This is a genomic window from Kitasatospora sp. NPDC004289, assembly GCF_053602875.1.
In genome coordinates this window covers 1-17,765 of sequence record NZ_JBSGEL010000109.1, presented here as the reverse complement: position 1 = coordinate 17,765, position 17,765 = coordinate 1, and the positions used below count along the sequence as shown (strand labels likewise).

At 73.8% G+C, this 17,765-nt stretch carries 14 protein-coding genes and 1 pseudogene; 9 read left to right on the top strand and 6 right to left on the bottom strand.

Annotation, left to right across the window (positions count from 1 at the left end; translation table 11 throughout):
• The 4 genes and pseudogenes from ACWEPF_RS37445 to ACWEPF_RS37430 form a co-directional block, all read right to left on the bottom strand.
• Nucleotides 1–438: pseudogene (locus ACWEPF_RS37445) on the bottom strand (right-handed parallel beta-helix repeat-containing protein); the annotation flags it as partial.
• 37 nt (nucleotides 439–475) lie between these two features.
• Nucleotides 476–3,301, bottom strand: coding sequence for a glycoside hydrolase family 2 protein (locus ACWEPF_RS37440; RefSeq protein ID WP_452176143.1), 2,826 nt, complete (start codon nucleotides 3,299–3,301; stop codon nucleotides 476–478).
• A 155-nt stretch (nucleotides 3,302–3,456) separates the two neighbouring features.
• Nucleotides 3,457–3,834: a hypothetical protein gene (locus tag ACWEPF_RS37435; protein WP_452176142.1), complete on the bottom strand. Its 378-nt coding sequence runs from the start codon at nucleotides 3,832–3,834 to the stop codon at nucleotides 3,457–3,459.
• Nucleotides 3,835–4,016: 182 nt separating this feature from the next.
• Nucleotides 4,017–5,081 carry a substrate-binding domain-containing protein gene (locus tag ACWEPF_RS37430; protein WP_452176141.1) on the bottom strand — a complete coding sequence of 355 codons (1,065 nt, stop codon included), beginning with the start codon at nucleotides 5,079–5,081 and terminating at the stop codon, nucleotides 4,017–4,019.
• A 224-nt stretch (nucleotides 5,082–5,305) separates the two neighbouring features.
• Between ACWEPF_RS37430 and ACWEPF_RS37425 the strand changes: the two genes are divergently transcribed.
• The 4 genes from ACWEPF_RS37425 (at nucleotide 5,306) to ACWEPF_RS37410 (ending at nucleotide 10,597) form a co-directional block, all read left to right on the top strand.
• Complete coding sequence (locus ACWEPF_RS37425) at nucleotides 5,306–5,707, top strand: hypothetical protein (protein WP_452176140.1); 402 nt, start codon at nucleotides 5,306–5,308, stop codon at nucleotides 5,705–5,707.
• Between the two features lie 77 nt (nucleotides 5,708–5,784).
• The gene (locus ACWEPF_RS37420; protein ID WP_452176139.1) at nucleotides 5,785–6,738 is read left to right on the top strand and encodes a helix-turn-helix domain-containing protein; all 954 of its coding nucleotides are present in this window, start codon (nucleotides 5,785–5,787) and stop codon (nucleotides 6,736–6,738) included.
• 143 nt (nucleotides 6,739–6,881) lie between these two features.
• Nucleotides 6,882–8,684, top strand: coding sequence for a S8 family serine peptidase (locus ACWEPF_RS37415; protein WP_452176138.1), 1,803 nt, complete (start codon nucleotides 6,882–6,884; stop codon nucleotides 8,682–8,684).
• A 125-nt stretch (nucleotides 8,685–8,809) separates the two neighbouring features.
• Nucleotides 8,810–10,597 (top strand): S8 family serine peptidase, encoded by a 1,788-nt coding sequence (locus ACWEPF_RS37410; RefSeq protein ID WP_452176137.1) that lies wholly within the window; start codon nucleotides 8,810–8,812, stop codon nucleotides 10,595–10,597.
• 253 nt (nucleotides 10,598–10,850) lie between these two features.
• Here ACWEPF_RS37410 and ACWEPF_RS37405 read toward each other — a convergent pair whose 3' ends face one another.
• A complete protein-coding gene (locus ACWEPF_RS37405) occupies nucleotides 10,851–12,311 on the bottom strand; it encodes an MFS transporter (protein ID WP_452176136.1) in 1,461 nt (486 codons plus the stop codon).
• A 65-nt stretch (nucleotides 12,312–12,376) separates the two neighbouring features.
• Between ACWEPF_RS37405 and ACWEPF_RS37400 the strand changes: the two genes are divergently transcribed.
• The 5 genes from ACWEPF_RS37400 (at nucleotide 12,377) to ACWEPF_RS37380 (ending at nucleotide 16,764) form a co-directional block, all read left to right on the top strand.
• Complete coding sequence (locus tag ACWEPF_RS37400) at nucleotides 12,377–13,156, top strand: ArsR/SmtB family transcription factor (RefSeq protein ID WP_452176135.1); 780 nt, start codon at nucleotides 12,377–12,379, stop codon at nucleotides 13,154–13,156.
• A gap of 255 nt (nucleotides 13,157–13,411) precedes the next feature.
• Complete coding sequence (locus ACWEPF_RS37395; RefSeq protein ID WP_345281588.1) at nucleotides 13,412–13,558, top strand: hypothetical protein; 147 nt, start codon at nucleotides 13,412–13,414, stop codon at nucleotides 13,556–13,558.
• A 94-nt stretch (nucleotides 13,559–13,652) separates the two neighbouring features.
• The gene (locus ACWEPF_RS37390) at nucleotides 13,653–14,912 is read left to right on the top strand and encodes a hypothetical protein (protein ID WP_452176144.1); all 1,260 of its coding nucleotides are present in this window, start codon (nucleotides 13,653–13,655) and stop codon (nucleotides 14,910–14,912) included.
• Entirely contained in the window at nucleotides 14,909–15,445 is a 537-nt protein-coding gene (locus ACWEPF_RS37385) for a hypothetical protein (protein WP_452176134.1), read from the top strand. The genes ACWEPF_RS37390 and ACWEPF_RS37385 overlap by 4 nt, the downstream gene beginning before the upstream one ends.
• Nucleotides 15,442–16,764 (top strand): MFS transporter, encoded by a 1,323-nt coding sequence (locus ACWEPF_RS37380; RefSeq protein WP_452176133.1) that lies wholly within the window; start codon nucleotides 15,442–15,444, stop codon nucleotides 16,762–16,764. Before ACWEPF_RS37385 ends, ACWEPF_RS37380 begins: the two co-directional genes overlap by 4 nt.
• Here the strand turns inward: ACWEPF_RS37380 and ACWEPF_RS37375 are convergent.
• A complete protein-coding gene (locus ACWEPF_RS37375) occupies nucleotides 16,751–17,185 on the bottom strand; it encodes an SRPBCC family protein (RefSeq protein ID WP_452176132.1) in 435 nt (144 codons plus the stop codon). The two genes, ACWEPF_RS37380 and ACWEPF_RS37375, sit on opposite strands and share 14 nt — an antisense overlap.
• Nucleotides 17,186–17,765 lie beyond the last annotated feature (580 nt).

The following is a 17,765-nucleotide window of genomic DNA, read 5'->3' as shown; positions in this document are numbered from 1 at the left end:
TTCGCGCTTGGTGGCGGCGGGGTCGGGGAAGGTGATCTCCAGCTCGCGCAGCTCCCACTGCTCGACGTTGTAGAGGTGGACGGCGGCCTTCTCGGCTGACGTCGCGTCACCCCGCACGACCGGCCGGGCCGTGCTCGGGCCGTAGCCGGCCAGGGTGATCGGGGAGTTGGCGGTGCCCGAGCCCTGCGGCTTGAGGGTGCCCAGGCAGGTGGCGCCGCGCTTGAGGAGCAACTGGTCGCCGGGGCCGAAGAGATGGGCGTTGGCGGCGGCCAGGCTGTTCCAGGGCGAGGACTCGGTGCCGGTGCCGTTGCTGCCGGCCGAGCAGTCGAGGTAGTGGGCGCCGGAGGTGGCGGCGGCGGGCGGGGCGGCCGGGACGGCCAGTGCTGCGGCGGCGAGCAGCGCGGGCACCAGGCGTCCGAGGATGGCGTGGGGGTTCATCAGGGCTCCAGGGTGGTGGAGGGGTGGGGGAGTGGGGCTAGACGATGACGACCGAGGCGGCCTTCCAGTAGTCGCCGGCCGCGCCCGCGGCGAAGCCGAGGTCGGCGGGGCCGCCGGTGACCGGGGCGGCGTACCAGCGGAAGGTGCCGGGTGGGAGGGAGGACGTGCTGATCGCGGTGGTGCCGTTCACCGTGATGGTCTGCGGATCGGCGCTGTACTGGTTGTCGCCGACCAGCACGTAGAGGGTGTGGTTGCCGGCGGGGACGTCGACCCGCAGGGTCCGCTTGGCGGTGTCGGTGGCGAAGTCGGCCCGCAGGGCGTCCGGGCCGACCCGGTCGCGGGACTGCGGGGCGCCGCCGGTCCACCCGAAGCCGGCAGCGGTGGTGTACGCGGTGGACGGCTTGAGCTGCCGGTACCCGGGAGCGGTCGCGCTGGTGTCGGTCCCGGCGTCCAGGGCGAGCGCGGCGCCGCCCGGGGTGAGCTCGATCAGCCGGGGCTGGGCCTCGGTGTCCGCGTCCACGACGGCGCGCACCAGCCCGGGGGAGGCACCGGTGCCGTCGGCCAACATCCGCCCGGTGAGGGTGACTTGGACTACCGTGCTGCCGCCGGGGGCGACCGTGAAGGCTTGCGGGGCGCCGGTGGTGAAGCCGGATGGCGGGGTCACCTGGAGGGTGCCGGAGGCGCCGCGTCCGGAGGTGTCGTCGACGGTGACGGGTACGGTCACGGTGGTCTGCCGCGCGGCCGGCACCGACAGCGGGGCCAGGGCGCGGATGCGCAGCGGCGAGAACATCACGCGCCAGGCCAGCTTGGGAGCCCGGAAGTGGTCGCGGATGCCCTTGGCGTTGTACGGCGGTGCCGGGTCGGGGTTGCTGCCGGTCCAGCTGGAGGAGACCAGGAAGTCGGCGGCCGACCAGACCATGGTCCCGAGGGTGTGCGGGCGTCGGCCGACGAGGCGGTCGTACTCGTCGATCACCAGGCCCTGGTAGTACTCGGTGCCGCGGACGTACCCGGCACGGTCCCTGACGGCCTCGGCCCCGTACTCACTGACCATCAGGGGCTTTCCGCCGGCCGCGCGTTGGATCTCGTCGAGGCCGGCGGCGATCTCGGAGGCGGGGCGCGAGCCGTACCAGCCGTAGTAGGCGTTGACCAGCACGAGGTCCTGGTGGGGGTAGGCCTTGTTGCTGGTGAACTTGTTGTTGGCCTCGGTGTAGAGGCGCTTGGCGTCGAGGCTCCGGCCGTAGTCGACCATGGTCTCGACGTAGGCGGCGCCGTTGTCGTTGGTGGTGTTGTTCTCGTTGCCGACCGACCAGACGATCACGCTGGGGTGGCCGCGGTCGCGGTCGACCATCCGCTTGAGCTGGTCCTTGGCGTAGCCCTGCACGGCGCTGGTGACCAGGGCGGTGCCGGTCATCTGCTGGATCGGGATCTCACTGACGATCAGCATCCCGAGCCGGTCCGCCTCGTCGAGCAGGGCGGGGGTGGCGGCGTAGTGGCCGGGCCGCATGATGCGGAAGCCCTTGGCGTGGAACTCGCGCAGCTCGCGCACGGCCAGGCCGTCGGGTTCGGTCCGGCCGAGGCCCGGGTGGTCGACGTGGCGGTTGAAGCCCTTGAGGTTGGCCAGCACCGTCCCGTTGAGCAGGACGTCGCCGCCGGAGACCGTGACGGTGCGGAAAGCCGGGTGGAGGGTGGCGGGCTGCCCGGCTCCGGCCGGCGGGGTCACCGTGAGGGTGTAGAGCTGAGGGGCGTCCGGGCTCCAGAGCTGCGGCGAGGGCACCGTGAGGGTGACCGGTTGGGTGGCGCCGCCGCCGGCCGGGACGGTGAGCGTGGCAGCGGTGTCGATCAGGGTGCCGCTCGCGCCGGGCGCCTGCAGCTTCAGGCCGACGGTCACGGCGGCGGGGGACGATCCGGCGTTGCCGCCCTGGGCCCTGACGGTCAGTCGTCCGTCGGCGGGGTCGCCCTCGGCGGTGACGTTGGTGATCGCCGCGGAGCCGACCCGCTCCAGCCGGACGCCCCGGATGAGTCCGCCGTACTGCCAGTACAGGGCGGTGGTGCTGTAGGCGGCGATGGTGTCCCGCCGATTGTCGACCACCACCGCGAGGGTGTTGGCGCCGTCGCGGGCGGCGGCGGTGGCGTCGATGCGCTGCGGCAGGTGCCCGGCCCGGGAGAAGCCGATCTGAGTGCCGTTCAGGTAGTAGGTGCAGGCGAAGTAGCAGGCGTCGAAGACGAGGTGGACCCGCTGCGAGCCCTTGGCGCCGAGGTCGACCTGCTTGCGGTAGAGGGCGCGGTGGCCGGTCTCGGCGTTCCACCGTTCCCGGACGGTGCCGAAGGTGCTGGGCACCAGCACCGGCGTGGTGGGCGCCTCGTCGTAGCCGGGCTGGACGGCGGGCGGTGCGGCCCCGTCGAGCGCGCCGCTCGCGAGCTCGCTGTCGACGGCGAAGCGCCAGGTCCCGTCGAGGGTGGTCACTCCGGCGGGGTCGGCGGGGCGGACGGTGGTGACGGACCGGGTCGCGGTCACCGTCCCGGTCGGGGTCACGGCCTCGGCGGTCAGTGTGTGGGGGCCGGGGGTGAACCAGGCGGCGTCGGTGGTGGTGCGCCAGATCGGCGCCGTCTCCTGGGACTTGGCGTACCGGTCGGTGAGCTCGGAGAAGGCGGTGCCGTCCATCGAGAAGCGGACGGCGGTGGTGGTCGGCGGCGCCTGGACCTCGAGGTCGACGGTGCCGTCGAGCGTTCCGGCGGCCGGGCTGACGAAGGTGAGCGCGGTGTCGGCGGCGGCTGCGGGGGAGGTGACGGCCGGTAGGGCCAGCAGGGAGGCCAGCACGGCGCCGGCCGTGAGGCAGGGTGGGAGCAGGTGGCGGAACGTCATGGGGGGGCGTCCTCGAATGGGTGGGGGGCGGGGCGGCCGGTGTGGCCGGGTCCGGGCCCGAAACCTAGGACGACCGTTGAGCGTCGTCAATGCAAATGGCCGGTATCTGATCGGGTGATCCTGAAATGATCGAACGATCGATGAATGATCGGGCGTCAGCTCGGCTTCCCCGTGGGCGGCCTGGCCGAGGTCTCGCCCTGCGCCGAAAGGACCCGGGCCCCGCAGACGGCCAGGACGGCCCGCAGCCGCTCCGCCTCCGCCTGGCTCGGCCCGAACACCCACGGCCCGGGCACCAGGACCAGCCGGATCGCCCCGGTGCCGACCACCCGCAGCAGGTGGGCCAGGGCCGGTCCCGGCCCCCGCTCCAGGCGGGGCCGTTCGAGGAAGAGCACCGGGCTGGGCACCCCGAGCCGAGCCGCCAGCGCCGCCACCTGGCCCCACTGCGCGGCGAACCGCTGGTGGTCCTCCGGGGAGCAGCACAGATACCCGGCCGCCACCGCGGTCCGGCCCGTCTCCGGCCATGAAGCCCTCACCGTCGCACCACCTCCGCCTACACGATCCGCCTGGGTACGGCTCCGATTCAGCCACGCAGCCGTAGCCCGGTGCGAGGGCGGGCCGGGTACGGCTGCGGTACGGGAGGGTCACGGACTACGGGAACGGTAGGTAGCCGGCAGTGGTGACGACGCGTCAGGGCCGGTGCGGCTCGCGCGGTCGGTCAGTCCACGCTGCCGCAGGAGCAGCGTACGGTGAGCTCCGGAAGCAGGCGCAGGTGGTGGACGGCCGCGTCCCGGCCGCCGCCGAGCCGACGGAGCAGCAGGTCCACCGCCGCGCCGCCCACGGCACGCTTCGGGGGTGCCACGGCGGTGAGCGGCGGATCGCAGAGGTCGGCGAACACGTCGTCGTAGCTCACCACGGCCAGGTCATCCGGCACCCGCAGGCCCCGGGCCCACAGCAGCGGGAGGAGGCGGAGGGCGTCCTGGTCGTTGTGCACCACGGCTGCCGTGGCCCCCGCCGCACACAGGTCCGCGAGCTCCGTGGCGGCCCGCCCCAGCTCGGTGGCCAGGGGGCCCGACCCGACGACGGGCGCCGGGGCCAGGCCGAGCAGCGCGCAGCCCTCCGTGTACCCGCGCCGGACCTCGTCCGCGGTGCGGGTGTCTCCCCGGGCGGCCAGGGCGATCCGGCGGTGGCTCAGGGAGGCCAGGTGCCGCAGCGCGAGCAGCACTCCGTGCCGGTGGTCGGAGACCACGGCGTCGAGCCGCATCGCGGGCCCGGCCGCGGCGGCGGTCCGTTCGACCAGGACGGCCGGCACGGGCAGCCGGGCCGCCCAGTCCTGACCGCCGGGATCGGCGTCGGACGCCCAGGTGGGCGCCAGCAGCAGGCCGCGCGCCCCGGACCGCAGCAGTTGGTCGACCTGGAGCCGGTCGGCGTCGGCGCGGTAGCCGGAGATCCCGAGCACGAGGTGGGCGCCCTGCCGCTCGGCTGCGTCCCGGGCACCGGCGACGACCTCGTCGAAGTACTGTCCGACGCCGGGGACCAGCATGCCGAGCGTCAGCCCGTCGGCCGTCTCGGGGGAGAGCCGGGTGCCTCCGGCGACGGCGACGGCGGACACCGATCCGTGGGTGCGGCGCACCAGGCCGGCTTCGGCGAGCGCCGCCACGTCGCGGCGGACGGTGACGGTGGGGAGCTCGAGCCGCTCGGCGAGGTCGGCGATGCGGACCTCGCCGAGCCCCCGGAGTGCGGCAAGGATCCGGGTGCGGCGCTCGTCGGCCGAGATCGACATGGTTCTGCCCCTGAGCGGATGACCAACCGAGCGGCGTTCCCCGATCGGTGGCCGGAATCTACCATTCGGCCGCGTTTCGATCGGTCTCCCCCGTGGGCCGCACAGGGAGGGGATACGGGCCCGGAGGAGTAGGTAGGGATCCGCATTGAATCCCTAGTGATCAGCGCGGTGTCCTGGAGACCTCGCAGCACCGGGCGCGACCCGTGATCCAGGCAGGTGGAGAGATGACCGCATTCGACCGTGACAAGGGCGGCGCGCAGGTCCTCCGCTCCGCGATCTACCTGCGCGCCTACCCCTTCGACGCGACCGCGATGGACTGCCACCGGCGGGCCCTGGAGGAGCTCGCCGCCGAGCTCGGGCTGCCGCTGCCGTTGGTCTTCCTGGACAACGGACGGCGCGCCGCGGACGGCCTGCCCGCCCGCGAGTCGCTGCGCAGGGCGGTCGCCGCCGGGCTGGTCGACCTGGTGCTGGTGCCCGGGCCGTACGTCTTCGGCCTGGACGACGCCCAGGCCCGGGCGGCGGTCGAGGACCTCGCCCGTCAGGGCTGCCGGGTGGTCCAGCTGCGATCCCGGCGCGGCCGCCCGCGCCGGGAGGGGGCGTCCGGCCCCCTCGCACCCGCGGCCTGACGCGGTGTCATCTCCACCGCGGGCGGCTCCGGACGGGCCCCGCGGGTGCTGATCAACGACTCTGGGGGAACACGGGCATGGTGCTGGCGCCGTTCGGGATCACCGTTGAGGAGGAGCGGGCCTACCGGTACGCGCTCGGGCTGCCGGACTGCACCGCGGCCGAACTCGCCGCAGCGGTCGGGGTCGAGGAGCCGGTGGCCCGCCGCCTGCTCCGGGGGCTGGAGGCGAACGGCCTGGTGTGCCGCCTGCCCGGCGGCCCCGAGCGCTACCGGGCCGCCGCCCCCGGGCTGGCCATCGAGGTCCTCACCATGGTCCGGCACCGGGAGATCGAGCAGGCCAAGCTGGCGACCGCCGAGCTGGAGGAGCTCTGGACGGCGGCCGAGCGCGGCCGCCGGGTCCCGATCGAGGTGGTGCACGGCCAGGACGTCAACACCCAGCGCTTCCTGCAGACCCAACTGGCCGCCCGGCAGGAGGTGTTGACCTTCGACAAGCCGCCCTACCAGGCGGACGGCGTCGACCCGCAGCACGAACTCCAACTGCGGCGGATGGCCGAGGGCGTGGTCTACCGGACGGTCTACGACCGGGACTCCCTCGCCGAACCCGGGCAGATGGACCGGGCGTTCGAGCTGTTCCGGGCGGGGGAGCGGGCCCGGGTGCTGTCCGGGGTGCCGCTGAAGATGCTGATCACCGACCGCTCGGCCGGCCTGGTCCCGTTCGCGGTCTCGGGCGTGCGGCGCAGCGTGGTGCTCGACCAGTCCCCGCTGCTGGAAGGCCTGGTGGCGCTCTTCGAGTCGGTCTGGGAGCGCGCGGTGCCGCTCTGGCCGGGCCGCTCCGCCGGTGGCATCGACCCGACGGACGAGCGGCTGCTGGGCTTCGCCGCGGCCGGCTACACCGACGAGTCCATCGCCCGGATGACCGGGATGAGCAAGCGCACCGTCGAGCGCCGGATGCGCCAGATGATGGACGGGCTCGGCGCGCGGACCCGGTTCCAGGCCGGGCTGCAGGCCGGCCGCAAGGGCCTGATCGGCTGACGTTCGACGGCCGGCGGCTGACCCCCGCCGGCGGCTTGTCGGTGGTCTGTCGGTTTGCCGCCGCAGCTGGTTTTCCTCCTCCTCCGGTGGTGGGTGGGGCTCCTAGCCTTCAGGGCAACTCCCCACCCCCACAAGGAGGAAGCATGAAGAGAACCGCCCTGCTCGCCGGTCTGGCACTGGCCGCGCTGGTCGGTACCGGCGTCGGTGCCGGCCCGGCCACCGCCCGGGTCCAGGAGCCCGCCCCCACGGGCACCGCCCGCTACATCGTCGCGCTGAAGGACGGCACGGCCGACCCCGCCGGGGTGGCCCACGGCCTGGCCGGCGTCCGCCTCGGGGCCGTCTACCGCTCCGCGCTCGACGGCTTCGCCGCCGAGCTCACCCCGGCGGCGGTCCGGGCGCTTCGCGCCGACCCGGCCGTCCGCTACGTGGAGGCCAGCGCCACCGGCCACGCCGACGGCCAGGCCGTGCCGAACGGCGTCAGCCGGATCCAGGCGCCGGCCAACGCCGGACTGAAGGTCGGGGACGGCCTGGACCAGCGGGTGGACGTGGACGTCGCGGTCATCGACACCGGCACCGACCAGAACCATCCCGACCTGAACGTGGTGCGCCGGGTGAACTGCGTGGGCGTCGACGCCTGCGTCGAGAACGCCGGGATCGACGACAACGGCCACGGCAGCAACGTCGGCGGCATCATCGGCGAGTTGGACAACGGCATCGGCTACGTCGGGGTGGCCCCCGGCGCACGGCTCTGGTCGGTCAAGGTGCTCAACAGCCAGGGCAGCGGCTCCACCGAGGAGATCGTCAACGGCATCGACTGGGTGACCGCGCACGCCGGCGAGATCGAGGTGGCCAACATATCGATCGGCTTCGACGGGGACGTCCAGGCGGTCAAGGACGCCGTCAACCGGGCCGTCGCCAAGGGCATCGTGGTGGTGGTCTCGGCCGGCAACAGCCGCAAGGACGTCGCGGCGCAGACCCCCGCCAACGTGCCGGACGCCATCACGGTCTCCTCGCTGAGCGACGCGGACGGCAAGCCGGGTGCCCTCGGGGACTTCGCCTGGTGCAACAAGAACAACAAGAACACCGACGACTCGCTCTCCGACTTCTCCAACTTCGGCCGGGGAGTGGACCTCATCGCCCCCGGTGACTGCATCCGCTCGGCGTTCAAGGACGGCGGCTACTCCAACTACTCCGGCACCTCGCAGGCCGCCCCGCAGGTGGCCGGCGCGGCGGCCTGGCTGACCCGGGGCGCCAACAGGCCGAAGGACCGGGCCGGCGTGCTGGCGGTGCGGGACCGGCTGGTGGCGGCCGGGAACCAGAACTGGAAGGACACCTCCGGCGACGGGGTCAAGGAGCCCCTGCTGGACCTGCACGACCCGGCCGTCTTCCCGGCCGGCGGCACCGGCGGCCCCGACGCCACCTTCGTCTCCACCTGCGACCGCGCCTCGCGCGCCTGCACCTTCGACGCCTCGCTCTCCAGCGGCAGCGGTCTGACGCACCGTTGGGACTTCGGCGACGGCACCACCGGCACCGGCGCGCAGCCCGTCCACACCTATGCCGCCTACGGCACCTACACCGTGACCCTCACCAGCACCGACTCCAGCGGCCGCACCAGCGGCAACCGCACCACCTTCCGCCTGCTGGAGCCCGGGCACAACGACAGGCCCGCCGCCGTGTTCGGCGCCTTCTGCACCGTCAACGGCAACTGCTCCTTCGACGGCGCCAAGTCCTACGACCCGGACGGCACCGTCGCCGCCTACAGCTGGAACTTCGGCGACGGGACCAGCGGCAGCGGTCAGCAGGTCAGCCACACCTTCCCGTACAGCGCCTCCGGCACGTACACCACCACCCTGACCGTGACCGACAACCAGGGCGGCACCGGTAGCAGGTCCACCACCGTGGCCTGCACCAAGTACCCGTACTACATGCTCTGCTCGGCCTCCTGACCCCTCTGACGGGGAGCCTGACGGCTTCCCGTCAGAGCTGGTTTCCCACCATCCGAACTCCCGTGCGGAGCCTTACCGTTCTGCGCAACCCCCACCTCCCCCACATCCCCCACAACGGAGGAAGCATGCGACGCACCGCCATGGGCGCGGTCCTCGCCCTGGTCACCACCACCGCCGGTCTCGCGACCGCCGGCCCGGTGGCCGCCTCGCCGGAGCCGTCCGCCGGCTACATCGTGGTCCTCAAGGACGGGGCCGCCCCCGACCCGGCCGCCGTCGCCCGCTCCGTCGGCGGAGTGCAGCTGCGCTCGGTCTACCGCTCGGCGCTGAACGGCTTCTCCGCGCGCCTCACCCCCGGCGCCGCGGCCGCCCTGCGCAACGACCCGGCGGTCAAGTACGTGGCCGCCTCGGCCACCGGCCACGCCGACGGCCAGACCACCCCCAACGCGGTCAACCGCACCTTCGCCGCCCCCAACACCGGACTGAAGGTGGGCGACGGCTCGGACCAGCGGGTGGACGTGGACGTCGCCGTCATCGACTCCGGCACCGACTACTACCACCCGGACCTGAACGTGGTGCGCCGGGTGAACTGCGTGGGCGTCAACTCCTGCGTGGAGAACGCCGGTACGGACGACAACGGGCACGGCAGCAACGTCGGCGGCATCATCGGGGCCCTGGACAACGGCACCGGCTACGTGGGCATCGCCCCCGGCGCGCGCCTGTGGTCGGTCAAGACCCTCAACAGCGAGGGCTCCGGGACCACCGAGGAGATCGTCAACGGCATCGACTGGGTGACCGCGCACGCCGACGAGATCGAGGTCGCCAACATATCCATCGGCTTCGACGGCACCGAGCAGCCCGTCGTCGACGCGGTGAACCGGGCGGTCGCCAAGGGCATCGTGGTCGTCGTCTCGGCGGGCAACGACCACCGGGACGTGGCGAACCAGAGCCCGGCCAACGTGCCGGACGCCATCACCGTCTCCTCGCTCTCCGACGCGGACGGCAAGCCGGGCGCCCTCGGCAGCTTCGCCTGGTGTAACAAGAACAACCGCAACACCGACGACTCGCTCTCCGACTTCTCCAACTTCGGCCGCGGCGTGGACATCACCGCCCCCGGCGACTGCATCCAGTCCACCTTCAAGAACGGCGGCTACTCCAACTACTCCGGCACCTCGCAGGCCGCCCCGCAGGTGGCCGGCGCGGCGGCCTGGCTGACCCGGGGCGCCAACAAGCCGAAGGATCGGGCCGGCGTACTGGCCGTCCGCGACCGGCTGGTGGCCGCCGGGAACCAGAACTGGAAGGACACCTCCGGCGACGGGGTCAAGGAGCCCCTGCTCGACCTGCACGACACCGCGCTCTTCCCCGCCGGCGGCACCGGCGGCCCCGACGCCACCTTCGTCTCCGGCTGCGACGCCACCGGCAGGACCTGCACCCTCGACGCCTCGCTCTCCAGCGGCAGCGGGCTGACGTTCCGTTGGGACTTCGGCGACGGCACCACCGGTACCGGTGTGAAGCCCGTCCACACCTACGCCTCGTACGGCCTGTACCACGCCCAGCTCACCGTCACCGACGGCAGCGGCCGCACCAGCACCAACGGCACCTACGTGCGGGCCACCGACCCCAAGCTCAACGAGAAGCCCGTCGCCGCGTTCAGCCGCTTCTGCACCGCGGCGGCGTGGTGCGGCTTCGACGCCTCCGGCTCCTACGACCCCGACGGCACCGTCGCCTCCTACCGCTGGGACTTCGGTGACGGCACCACCGGCACCGAGCTCAAGCCCAGCCACACCTACCCGGCCGCCACCGCGACCTACACCGCCCGGCTGACCGTCACCGACGCCAAGGGCGCCACCGGCACCTCGACCGCCACCGTCACCTGCACCAAGCAGCCCTACATCACCACTTGCTCGGCCTCCTGACCCTCCCCCAACTGCCGGTGGGCCGCCCCCTCCTACAGCCTCCCCCGGGCTGCGGCGGCCCACCGGCACCGTTCTCAGACCGTCGGGAGCAGGCCCAAGTGCCGAGCGGTCCACCGGAGGTGCGGAGGTCCATCACCGCGTGTACCGAGAAGAGGGCGGACCGGTCGTTGCGCACGATCACGGCGCCCTGCACGGAGCCGCCGCCTGCCGCTTCTCCGGACGTTCCCGTGCGGGCAGGCCGGCCGAGTCCCGGTCAGTGCTCCGTGCGCCGACAACCCCCGTGCGGTGAAGGGTGGGTGGAGGAGGGTGCGGGTCGGGCCGAGCGGGCGAGCAGTGCTCCGATGGCGAAGGCCGCCGCCGCGCACCAGGCGGACAGCTGGAGGCCGGCGGTGAAGTCCTCCGAGCTCGCGGCGAAGGTCCCGAACAGGGCCACACCCACCGCACTGCCGACCTGCCGGGCGACGTTGAACACGGCCGTGGCGACGCCCGCGCCGCCGGGTGGGGCCGTCTCGACCACGGTGGCGACAGCGGCGAGGGCCGTGGTGGTCTGCCCGAGGCCGGTGGCGACCAGGGCGATCAGCAGGGCGGGGTACGGGGTTCCGGGCCCGGTGAAGGTCCAGCCGAGGAAGCCGGCCGCACCGAGCAGCAGACCGGCGACCATCGGGCGGCGAGCACCGGTGCGCGCCGCGACGCGGCCGAACAGCGGGGCGGCGAGCAGGCCCATGGCGGCGGAGGGCAGCAGGGCCAGGCCGGTGCCGAGCGGGCCGAGGTGGCGCTCCTGCTGGAAGGAGAGGGTGGCCAGGAAGAGCATCCCGTAGTAGCCGAAGCTGATCAGCAGTCCGATCACGGTGGCCGAGGCGAAGGCCCGGGAGCCGAACAGGGACGGCGGCAGCAGCGGCGGGCGCGAGCCCAGGTGGTCCAGGCCGCGCTCCACCAGGACGAACGCCGACAGGGCCGTCGCGCCCAGGGCGAGGGCGGCGAGGGTGACGGGGGAGGTCCAGCCGCGGGATCCCGCCTCGTTGAGGCCGCCGGTCACCCCCGCCAGGCCGAGGACGGCGAGCAGGTGGCCCGCCGGATCCGCCTTCCGGGGCGTCAGGCGCGGTTCGACGGTGGGGAGGTGCCGCAGGGTCAGGAGGACGGCGAGCGCCCCGACGGGCAGGTTCAGCCAGAACACCGCCCGCCAGTCGGCGGCCGCGACGAGCAGCCCGCCGACCGCCGGACCGGCGCCGAAGGCGACCGCCGCGACGGCGCCCCAGACGGCGACGGCCCTGGCCCGTACCGCGCGGTCGGGGAAGACGGCCTGGAGCAGGGCCAGCGAGGCCGGGACGAGCAGCGCGGCCCCGGCGCCCTGGCCGAGCCGTCCGGCGATCAGTGCGCCGGGGGTGGCGGCCAGGGCGCAGGCGGCGGAGGTGGCGGTGAAGAGGCCGAGCCCGGCGAGGAACGTGCGGCGCGGGCCGTGCCGGTCGGCCAGGCCGCCGCCGAGCAGGAGCAGCGCGGCGAAGACGGTGCTGTAGCCGTCGACGATCCACTGGAGCGCGGAGGCGCCGGTGCCGAGGTCGGAGCGGACCGAGGGGAGCGCGACGTTGACGGCGGTGACGTCCAGCATCACCAGGAAGTAGCCGAGGCTGAGGGTGAGCAGGGGTGCCAGGGCGAGCCGGTCCGGGTGCGGGTGGTCGCGGAGGCCGGGTGGGTGGTGGGTCGCTGCGGTGGTCATGGTGACGAGCATCGGCCCCGGACGCTTCGTCACCCGACGAAACGTGCCGGGCCTAGGGTGGGGTCGTGCCCAACGCCAGTGACCGTCGCGCCCCTGCCTTCAAGTACCAGACCGACGTCGCGCGCGCCGCCGCGCTCATCGCCGATCCGTCGCGGGCCGCCATCCTCAAGTGCCTCGGCGACGGCCGCCCGCTCACCGCCGGGGCACTGGCGGAGGAGGCGGGCATCGGTGCGGCGACCGCCAGCGTGCATCTGGCCAAGCTGGTCGAGGGCGGGCTGGTCACCGTCGAACGCCAGGGCAGGAACCGCCTCCACCGGCTCGCCGGACCCGAGGTGAGTGCGGCGCTGGAGGCCCTCGCCGTGATCGCTCCGCCGCTGCCGGTCAGCTCGCTCAAGCAGGGCAACCGCGCCAACGCCCTGCACCGGGCCCGCTCCTGCTACGACCACCTGGCCGGGCGGCTCGGCGTGGCCCTGATGCGCGGCCTGCTGGAGCGCGGAGTGCTCACCGGGCACGACGGGGTGCACCGCCCCGGCGAGGCCGTCCGCGACCGACCGGCCTCCTACGGCCGCGACCTCGCCTACGTCCTCGCTCCGGCCGGTCGGCCGGTGCTCGCCGAACTCGGCATCGACAGCGCGGAGTTGGCGTCGCGCCGTCCCGCCGTCCGGTACTGCGTCGACTGGAGCGAGCAGCAGCACCACCTCGCGGGCGGCCTGGGTGCCGCACTCAGCGCGCGCCTGTTCGCCCTGGACTGGGTGCGCTGGGGCTCCAGCCCCCGGGTCGTCCACCTCACGGAGGCGGGCTCGCGTGGGCTGAACCGCACCCTCGGGGTCGTCCTCGGCGAGTGAGGGACGACGTCAACCGGCGGAGTTGGCGGAGGGGTTCGGGGCTGCGGATCCGGACCACCACCCTGTGTCCCGACCCGCCCCGACCCGCCCCGACCCGCCCCGACCCGCCCTGACCGGCCGTCAGGCCGGGCAAACGCGAATCCGGTTCGAGGTTCGTCACATTGCGCGTCGTTGACACGTTCTTGACCATCCCTTTAGCTTTGGCATGGCGACCTCAAAGAGGCCGCTTGCCCACTCCTCATCCCGGAGGTGCCCGTGGAACAGCTCATCGCCAAGATGACCCAGGACGACAAGTGGAAGGGCTGGGTCGCCGTCAACTCGGCGTCCACCGCCAAGGACGGCTGCATCAGCGTGGCCAAGGAGGGCTGTATCAGCGTCGCGAAGTCCGGCTGCGTCTCCTGACGCACCACCGGTAGCCGGGTGGCCGGGCCGGTGCCCCGGCCCGGCCGCCCGTGCGTGGACCACCCAGCCGCCCGCACGCACCCCGGGGGTGACAGTGAACGGCCAGCCGACCGCCGACGTGGTCGACCGGATCAAGGACGTCCCGATCTACCGCAGTTCGATCGAACGGGGCCACTTCCCCGTGCTGGAGAAGCCCGAGATCGCCCGCGGGTTCCCCGGCAACTGGATGACGCCCGCCCTCGCCGCCGCCCTGGAGGCGGGCGAGGCCGAGTACGTGCTCTCCACCGGGACCAACCACGCCCGGATGCAGATCATCCGCCCGCCGTACTTCCTGCTGCACTCCTACTACCGGCTGTGGAGCGAACACCCCGACCTCGCCGCGAGTTGGCGGGAGGGCAGCCGGCGGGTCTCGCTGACCACGGTGCTCGCCACCGAGCACGTCGCCCGGGTCAACGCCCGCAAGCGCGGGGGAACCGCCGTCGCCGAGCCGGAGCTGGACGACCGCCGGCTGGACGGGCGCACCGTCTACCTCAACCTCCGCCTCGACCCGGCGGGTTGGAGCCGCGATGAGGTCGAGCGGATGCTCGGCGAGATGCGGGAGGCCGCTGCGGCGCACCCGCAGGGGCGCTACCTGCTGGACTGCTCGTCGAGTCACCTCGCCCACCTGGTGCGGAAGACCGACCGCTGGGACCTGTGGGATCGGTTCCCCCGGCCGGCCGCCATCGTGCACGCCTACGAGTACACCCCGCGCAACGTCTCCCGGTACCTCCGCGAGCGCTTCGACTGCCCGGTCGTCGACCTCTTCGGCAGCACCGAACTCGGCTACCTCTACTACGCGGACAGCGGCGGCGACTTCCGGCCCTACCTGCACGGCATGAGCGTCGAACTCCTCCCCGTCGCCCCGGGCAGCCACATCCACAGCCTGATCGTCACCAGCGTGCGCAACCCCTGGATGCCGCTGGTCCGTTACCGTTCCGGCGACTGCGTCCGCACGGCGGACGGCTCCGCCGACCCGGCACGGATCACCCGCTTCTGCGGGCGGGAGAAGGAACTGCTGGCCGGTCCGCACGGGCCCGTCGCCCAGGGCGATCTGGACGACGTGGTCAGCGACATCGCCCCGCAGGTCTTCCTCCAGCACCTGGCCGTCACCGAGGCCGGTGGCGCCGTGCTCCACTGCACCACCTTCGACGGCCTCCCGCCCGGCCCGGCCGAGACCGGGGCGCTCGCCCGCGCCGTCCGGGACCTCACCGGCCGGCCCGGCCGGATCGCTCACCACCAGCACCTGCCGATCGGCGCGTCCGGCAAGTACGCCTGGCTCGCCGCCGACGGCCGACCAGCGGACGGAGCCCGATGACCAGTCAGCCCTCCGGCACCCCAGGCGCCCCCGGCGCCTTCGTCACGGCCGCCGAACTACGGTCGCTGCTCGGCGCGGAGCTGCACGCCGAGGCCGTGGCCCAAGCCGCCGCCATCACCGGGGACGGCCCGCAGGGCGCCGAGCGTCAGGTCCTGGAGTGCCTGCGCTACCTCTACCTGATCTCCCGTCACCGGGACGCCCTCGCGGGGTTGTTCCTGCCGGTGGAGCAGCACATCGACGAGGTCTGGCACTTCCTGATCCTGCAGACCCGCGAGTACGCCGCCCTCTGCGAGCGCCTGCCCGGCGGCTTCTTCATCCACCACCGCAGCATCGGCTACGAGGCCTACCAGCAGGAGCCTGGGCGGGAGGTCGCGGCGGAGCAGGCACTGCGCTGGATCCCGCTCTACTGCCGGGAGTTCGGGCCCTTCGACGAGGAGGCGACGGCGCACTGGACCATCGTGCGCTACCTCCACCAGCAGCTCGACATGTCGCTGGCGGAGATCTCGTCCCTCCAGCCGCTCGCCGCCGGGTGAGCGCCGCCGCGGCCGCCACCCCGGCGGCCCTCCCGTCCGCCGACCCTCCCGAACAACGCCGCACCCTGGCCGTCCTGATCGCGGCTCAGACCCTCAGCGGCACCGGGCTCGCCGCGGGCATCACCGTCGGCGCGCTGCTCGCCGACGACCTGCTCGGCTCGACCGGCCTGGCCGGTGTGCCGAGCGCCCTGTTCACCGGCGGGGCCGTCCTCGGCGCCCTCGCCGTCGGCCGCCTCTGCCAACGGTACGGCCGCCGCCCCGGACTGGCCGCCGGCTATGCGGCCGGAGCGCTCGGCAGCCTCGGCGTGGTCGCCGCCGTGGCCGCCCAGCACGTCGCCCTGCTCCTGCTCGCGCTGCTGGTGTACGGAGCGGGCACCGCCACCAACCTCCAGGCCCGCTACGCCGGTGCCGACCTGGCCGCGCCGCACCGGCGCGGCCGGGCGGTCAGCGTGGTGCTGCTCGCCACCACCCTCGGGGCGGTGGTCGGGCCGAACCTCGTCACCGTCTCCGGCGAGGCCGCCGAGGGATGGGGCATCCCGCCGCTGGCCGGGCCGTTCCTGCTCGCGGCGCTCGCGTACGGGGCGGCGGCGGTGCTGATCGGGGTGTTGCTCAGGCCCGATCCGCTGCTGCTCGCCCGCCGGCTGGCCGTCGGTGCGGCGGACCCGGCCGAGGCGCCCGCGGAACGTCCTGCGGAACGGCCCGCGGAGCCGAACACCGGTGCTGCGGCGTCCAGCGGGCCCGGGGTGGCGACCGGACTGTGGGTCATGCTGCTCGGCCAGGCGGTGATGATCGCCGTGATGACGATGACCCCGGTGCACCTCGGCCACCACGGACACGGCACCGGCGCCGCCGGACTGGTCATCGGCCTGCACGTGGGCGCGATGTTCCTGCCCTCCCCGGTCAGCGGCTGGCTGGTGGACCGCTTCGGGCCGCTGCCGGTCGCGGCGGCGGGCGGTCTGACCCTGGCGGCGGCTGGCGTCCTCGCGGCGGCCGCGCCGGGTCACTCCGTAGGCGCCCTGGCCGTAGCCCTGGTGCTGCTCGGCCTCGGCTGGAACCTCGGCCTGGTCAGCGGGACGGCCATCGTCACGGCGGCCGTTCCGGTCGAACGGCGGGCGAGTGCCCAGGGATCGGTGGACGGCGCCCTCGCCGTCGCGGGCAGCACCGGCGGACTCGCCTCCGGAGTGGTCGTCGCCGCCGGCGGCTACCCGGTGCTCGCGGTCTGCGGAGCACTGCTTGCCCTGCTGGTCGTCCCCGTCACCGTCGCGGCGGCCCGGGGCCTGGGCGGGGTCAGGGGTCGGGGCGGGGTCAGGGGCCGGTGAGCACCCGGGGCAGCCGTTCCGCCACCGCGTCGGCGAGGCCCTCGAACTCGCCGCGCAGGAAGGGGGCGGCGAGCGCGGCGAAGCCGTGGAAGCGCAGGGAGGCGCGGTAGTGCACCAACGTGCCGCCCCCGTCGGCCGGGCTGACCGCGATGTCGTCGGTGGCGGTGACGGTGCGGTTGCGTCCGACGAACACCAAGCGCCCCGGGTCGTACCGCTCCAGACGGTAGGTCAGCTCGGTAAGCCGCCCCCGGAACCGTGAGGTGTTCCGCCACTGCGCCCCACGGACGACCGGCCCGCCGTCAAGGCGGACGCAGGCCTCGGTCCCCGGGTCCCACTCCACGGTGTTCGCGAAGTCGGCGAGGTAGTGCAGCACCTCCTCGGCCGACCGCTCGACGCGCATGGTGCGCTCCACGCTGATCATCGGTCCTCCCGCTCGCGTCCGTCTGCCGGGCCGGTGCCCTCGGTGGGTGTTCGGCGCCGACCCGCTGGCGGATTGCGCGCCGGGTCCACGGGGTGCGGCTGTGAGGGGGGCCACCCGTTGGTGGTGGCGGGGCCGACGGTCCGTGGTCGTGTCCTTGCGTTGGGTCGACGATGTGCCCGGCGTCACCGTCCGCAGGGGGTGACGGGGGCCACAACGGGGCCCGGATGGATCTTGTGGAGGGTCCGGCGGGCCCTTGGAATCGGGGGTGCGGGCTCGGCCGTACCTTCGGTAACGCCGCCCTGAGCTGGCATTTCGCCGAAATGCTTGTCCCAGACCCCCGACCGCTCGTAGCTTCGAAACCAGTGCACAGCGCACCGCCCGGGTCCACCCCCGCAGCCCCCGCCCGTTCGAGGCGGCCGGGCACACGCGGCCAAGGTGACCGGGGCGGCCCACCACACCCCACGTGTGGAAAGCCGCCCACCGCGTGCGACACCCCGAAGCCAGCCCACTGTTCAGGGCCCGCTCCGAGCTGTCCGCCCCGGGACTTCCGAGAGGATCTGCATGACCTTCCGTCACGAGA

Coding starts and splice junctions, on each gene's coding strand:
- ACWEPF_RS37440 (WP_452176143.1), bottom strand. CDS start 3,301: ATGACGTTCCGCCACCTGCTCCCACCCTGCCTCACGGCCGGCGCCGTG.
- ACWEPF_RS37430 (WP_452176141.1), bottom strand. CDS start 5,081: ATGTCGATCTCGGCCGACGAGCGCCGCACCCGGATCCTTGCCGCACTC.
- ACWEPF_RS37425 (WP_452176140.1), top strand. CDS start 5,306: ATGACCGCATTCGACCGTGACAAGGGCGGCGCGCAGGTCCTCCGCTCC.
- ACWEPF_RS37420 (WP_452176139.1), top strand. CDS start 5,785: ATGGTGCTGGCGCCGTTCGGGATCACCGTTGAGGAGGAGCGGGCCTAC.
- ACWEPF_RS37415 (WP_452176138.1), top strand. CDS start 6,882: ATGAAGAGAACCGCCCTGCTCGCCGGTCTGGCACTGGCCGCGCTGGTC.
- ACWEPF_RS37410 (WP_452176137.1), top strand. CDS start 8,810: ATGCGACGCACCGCCATGGGCGCGGTCCTCGCCCTGGTCACCACCACC.
- ACWEPF_RS37405 (WP_452176136.1), bottom strand. CDS start 12,311: ATGACCACCGCAGCGACCCACCACCCACCCGGCCTCCGCGACCACCCG.
- ACWEPF_RS37385 (WP_452176134.1), top strand. CDS start 14,909: ATGACCAGTCAGCCCTCCGGCACCCCAGGCGCCCCCGGCGCCTTCGTC.
- ACWEPF_RS37375 (WP_452176132.1), bottom strand. CDS start 17,185: ATGATCAGCGTGGAGCGCACCATGCGCGTCGAGCGGTCGGCCGAGGAG.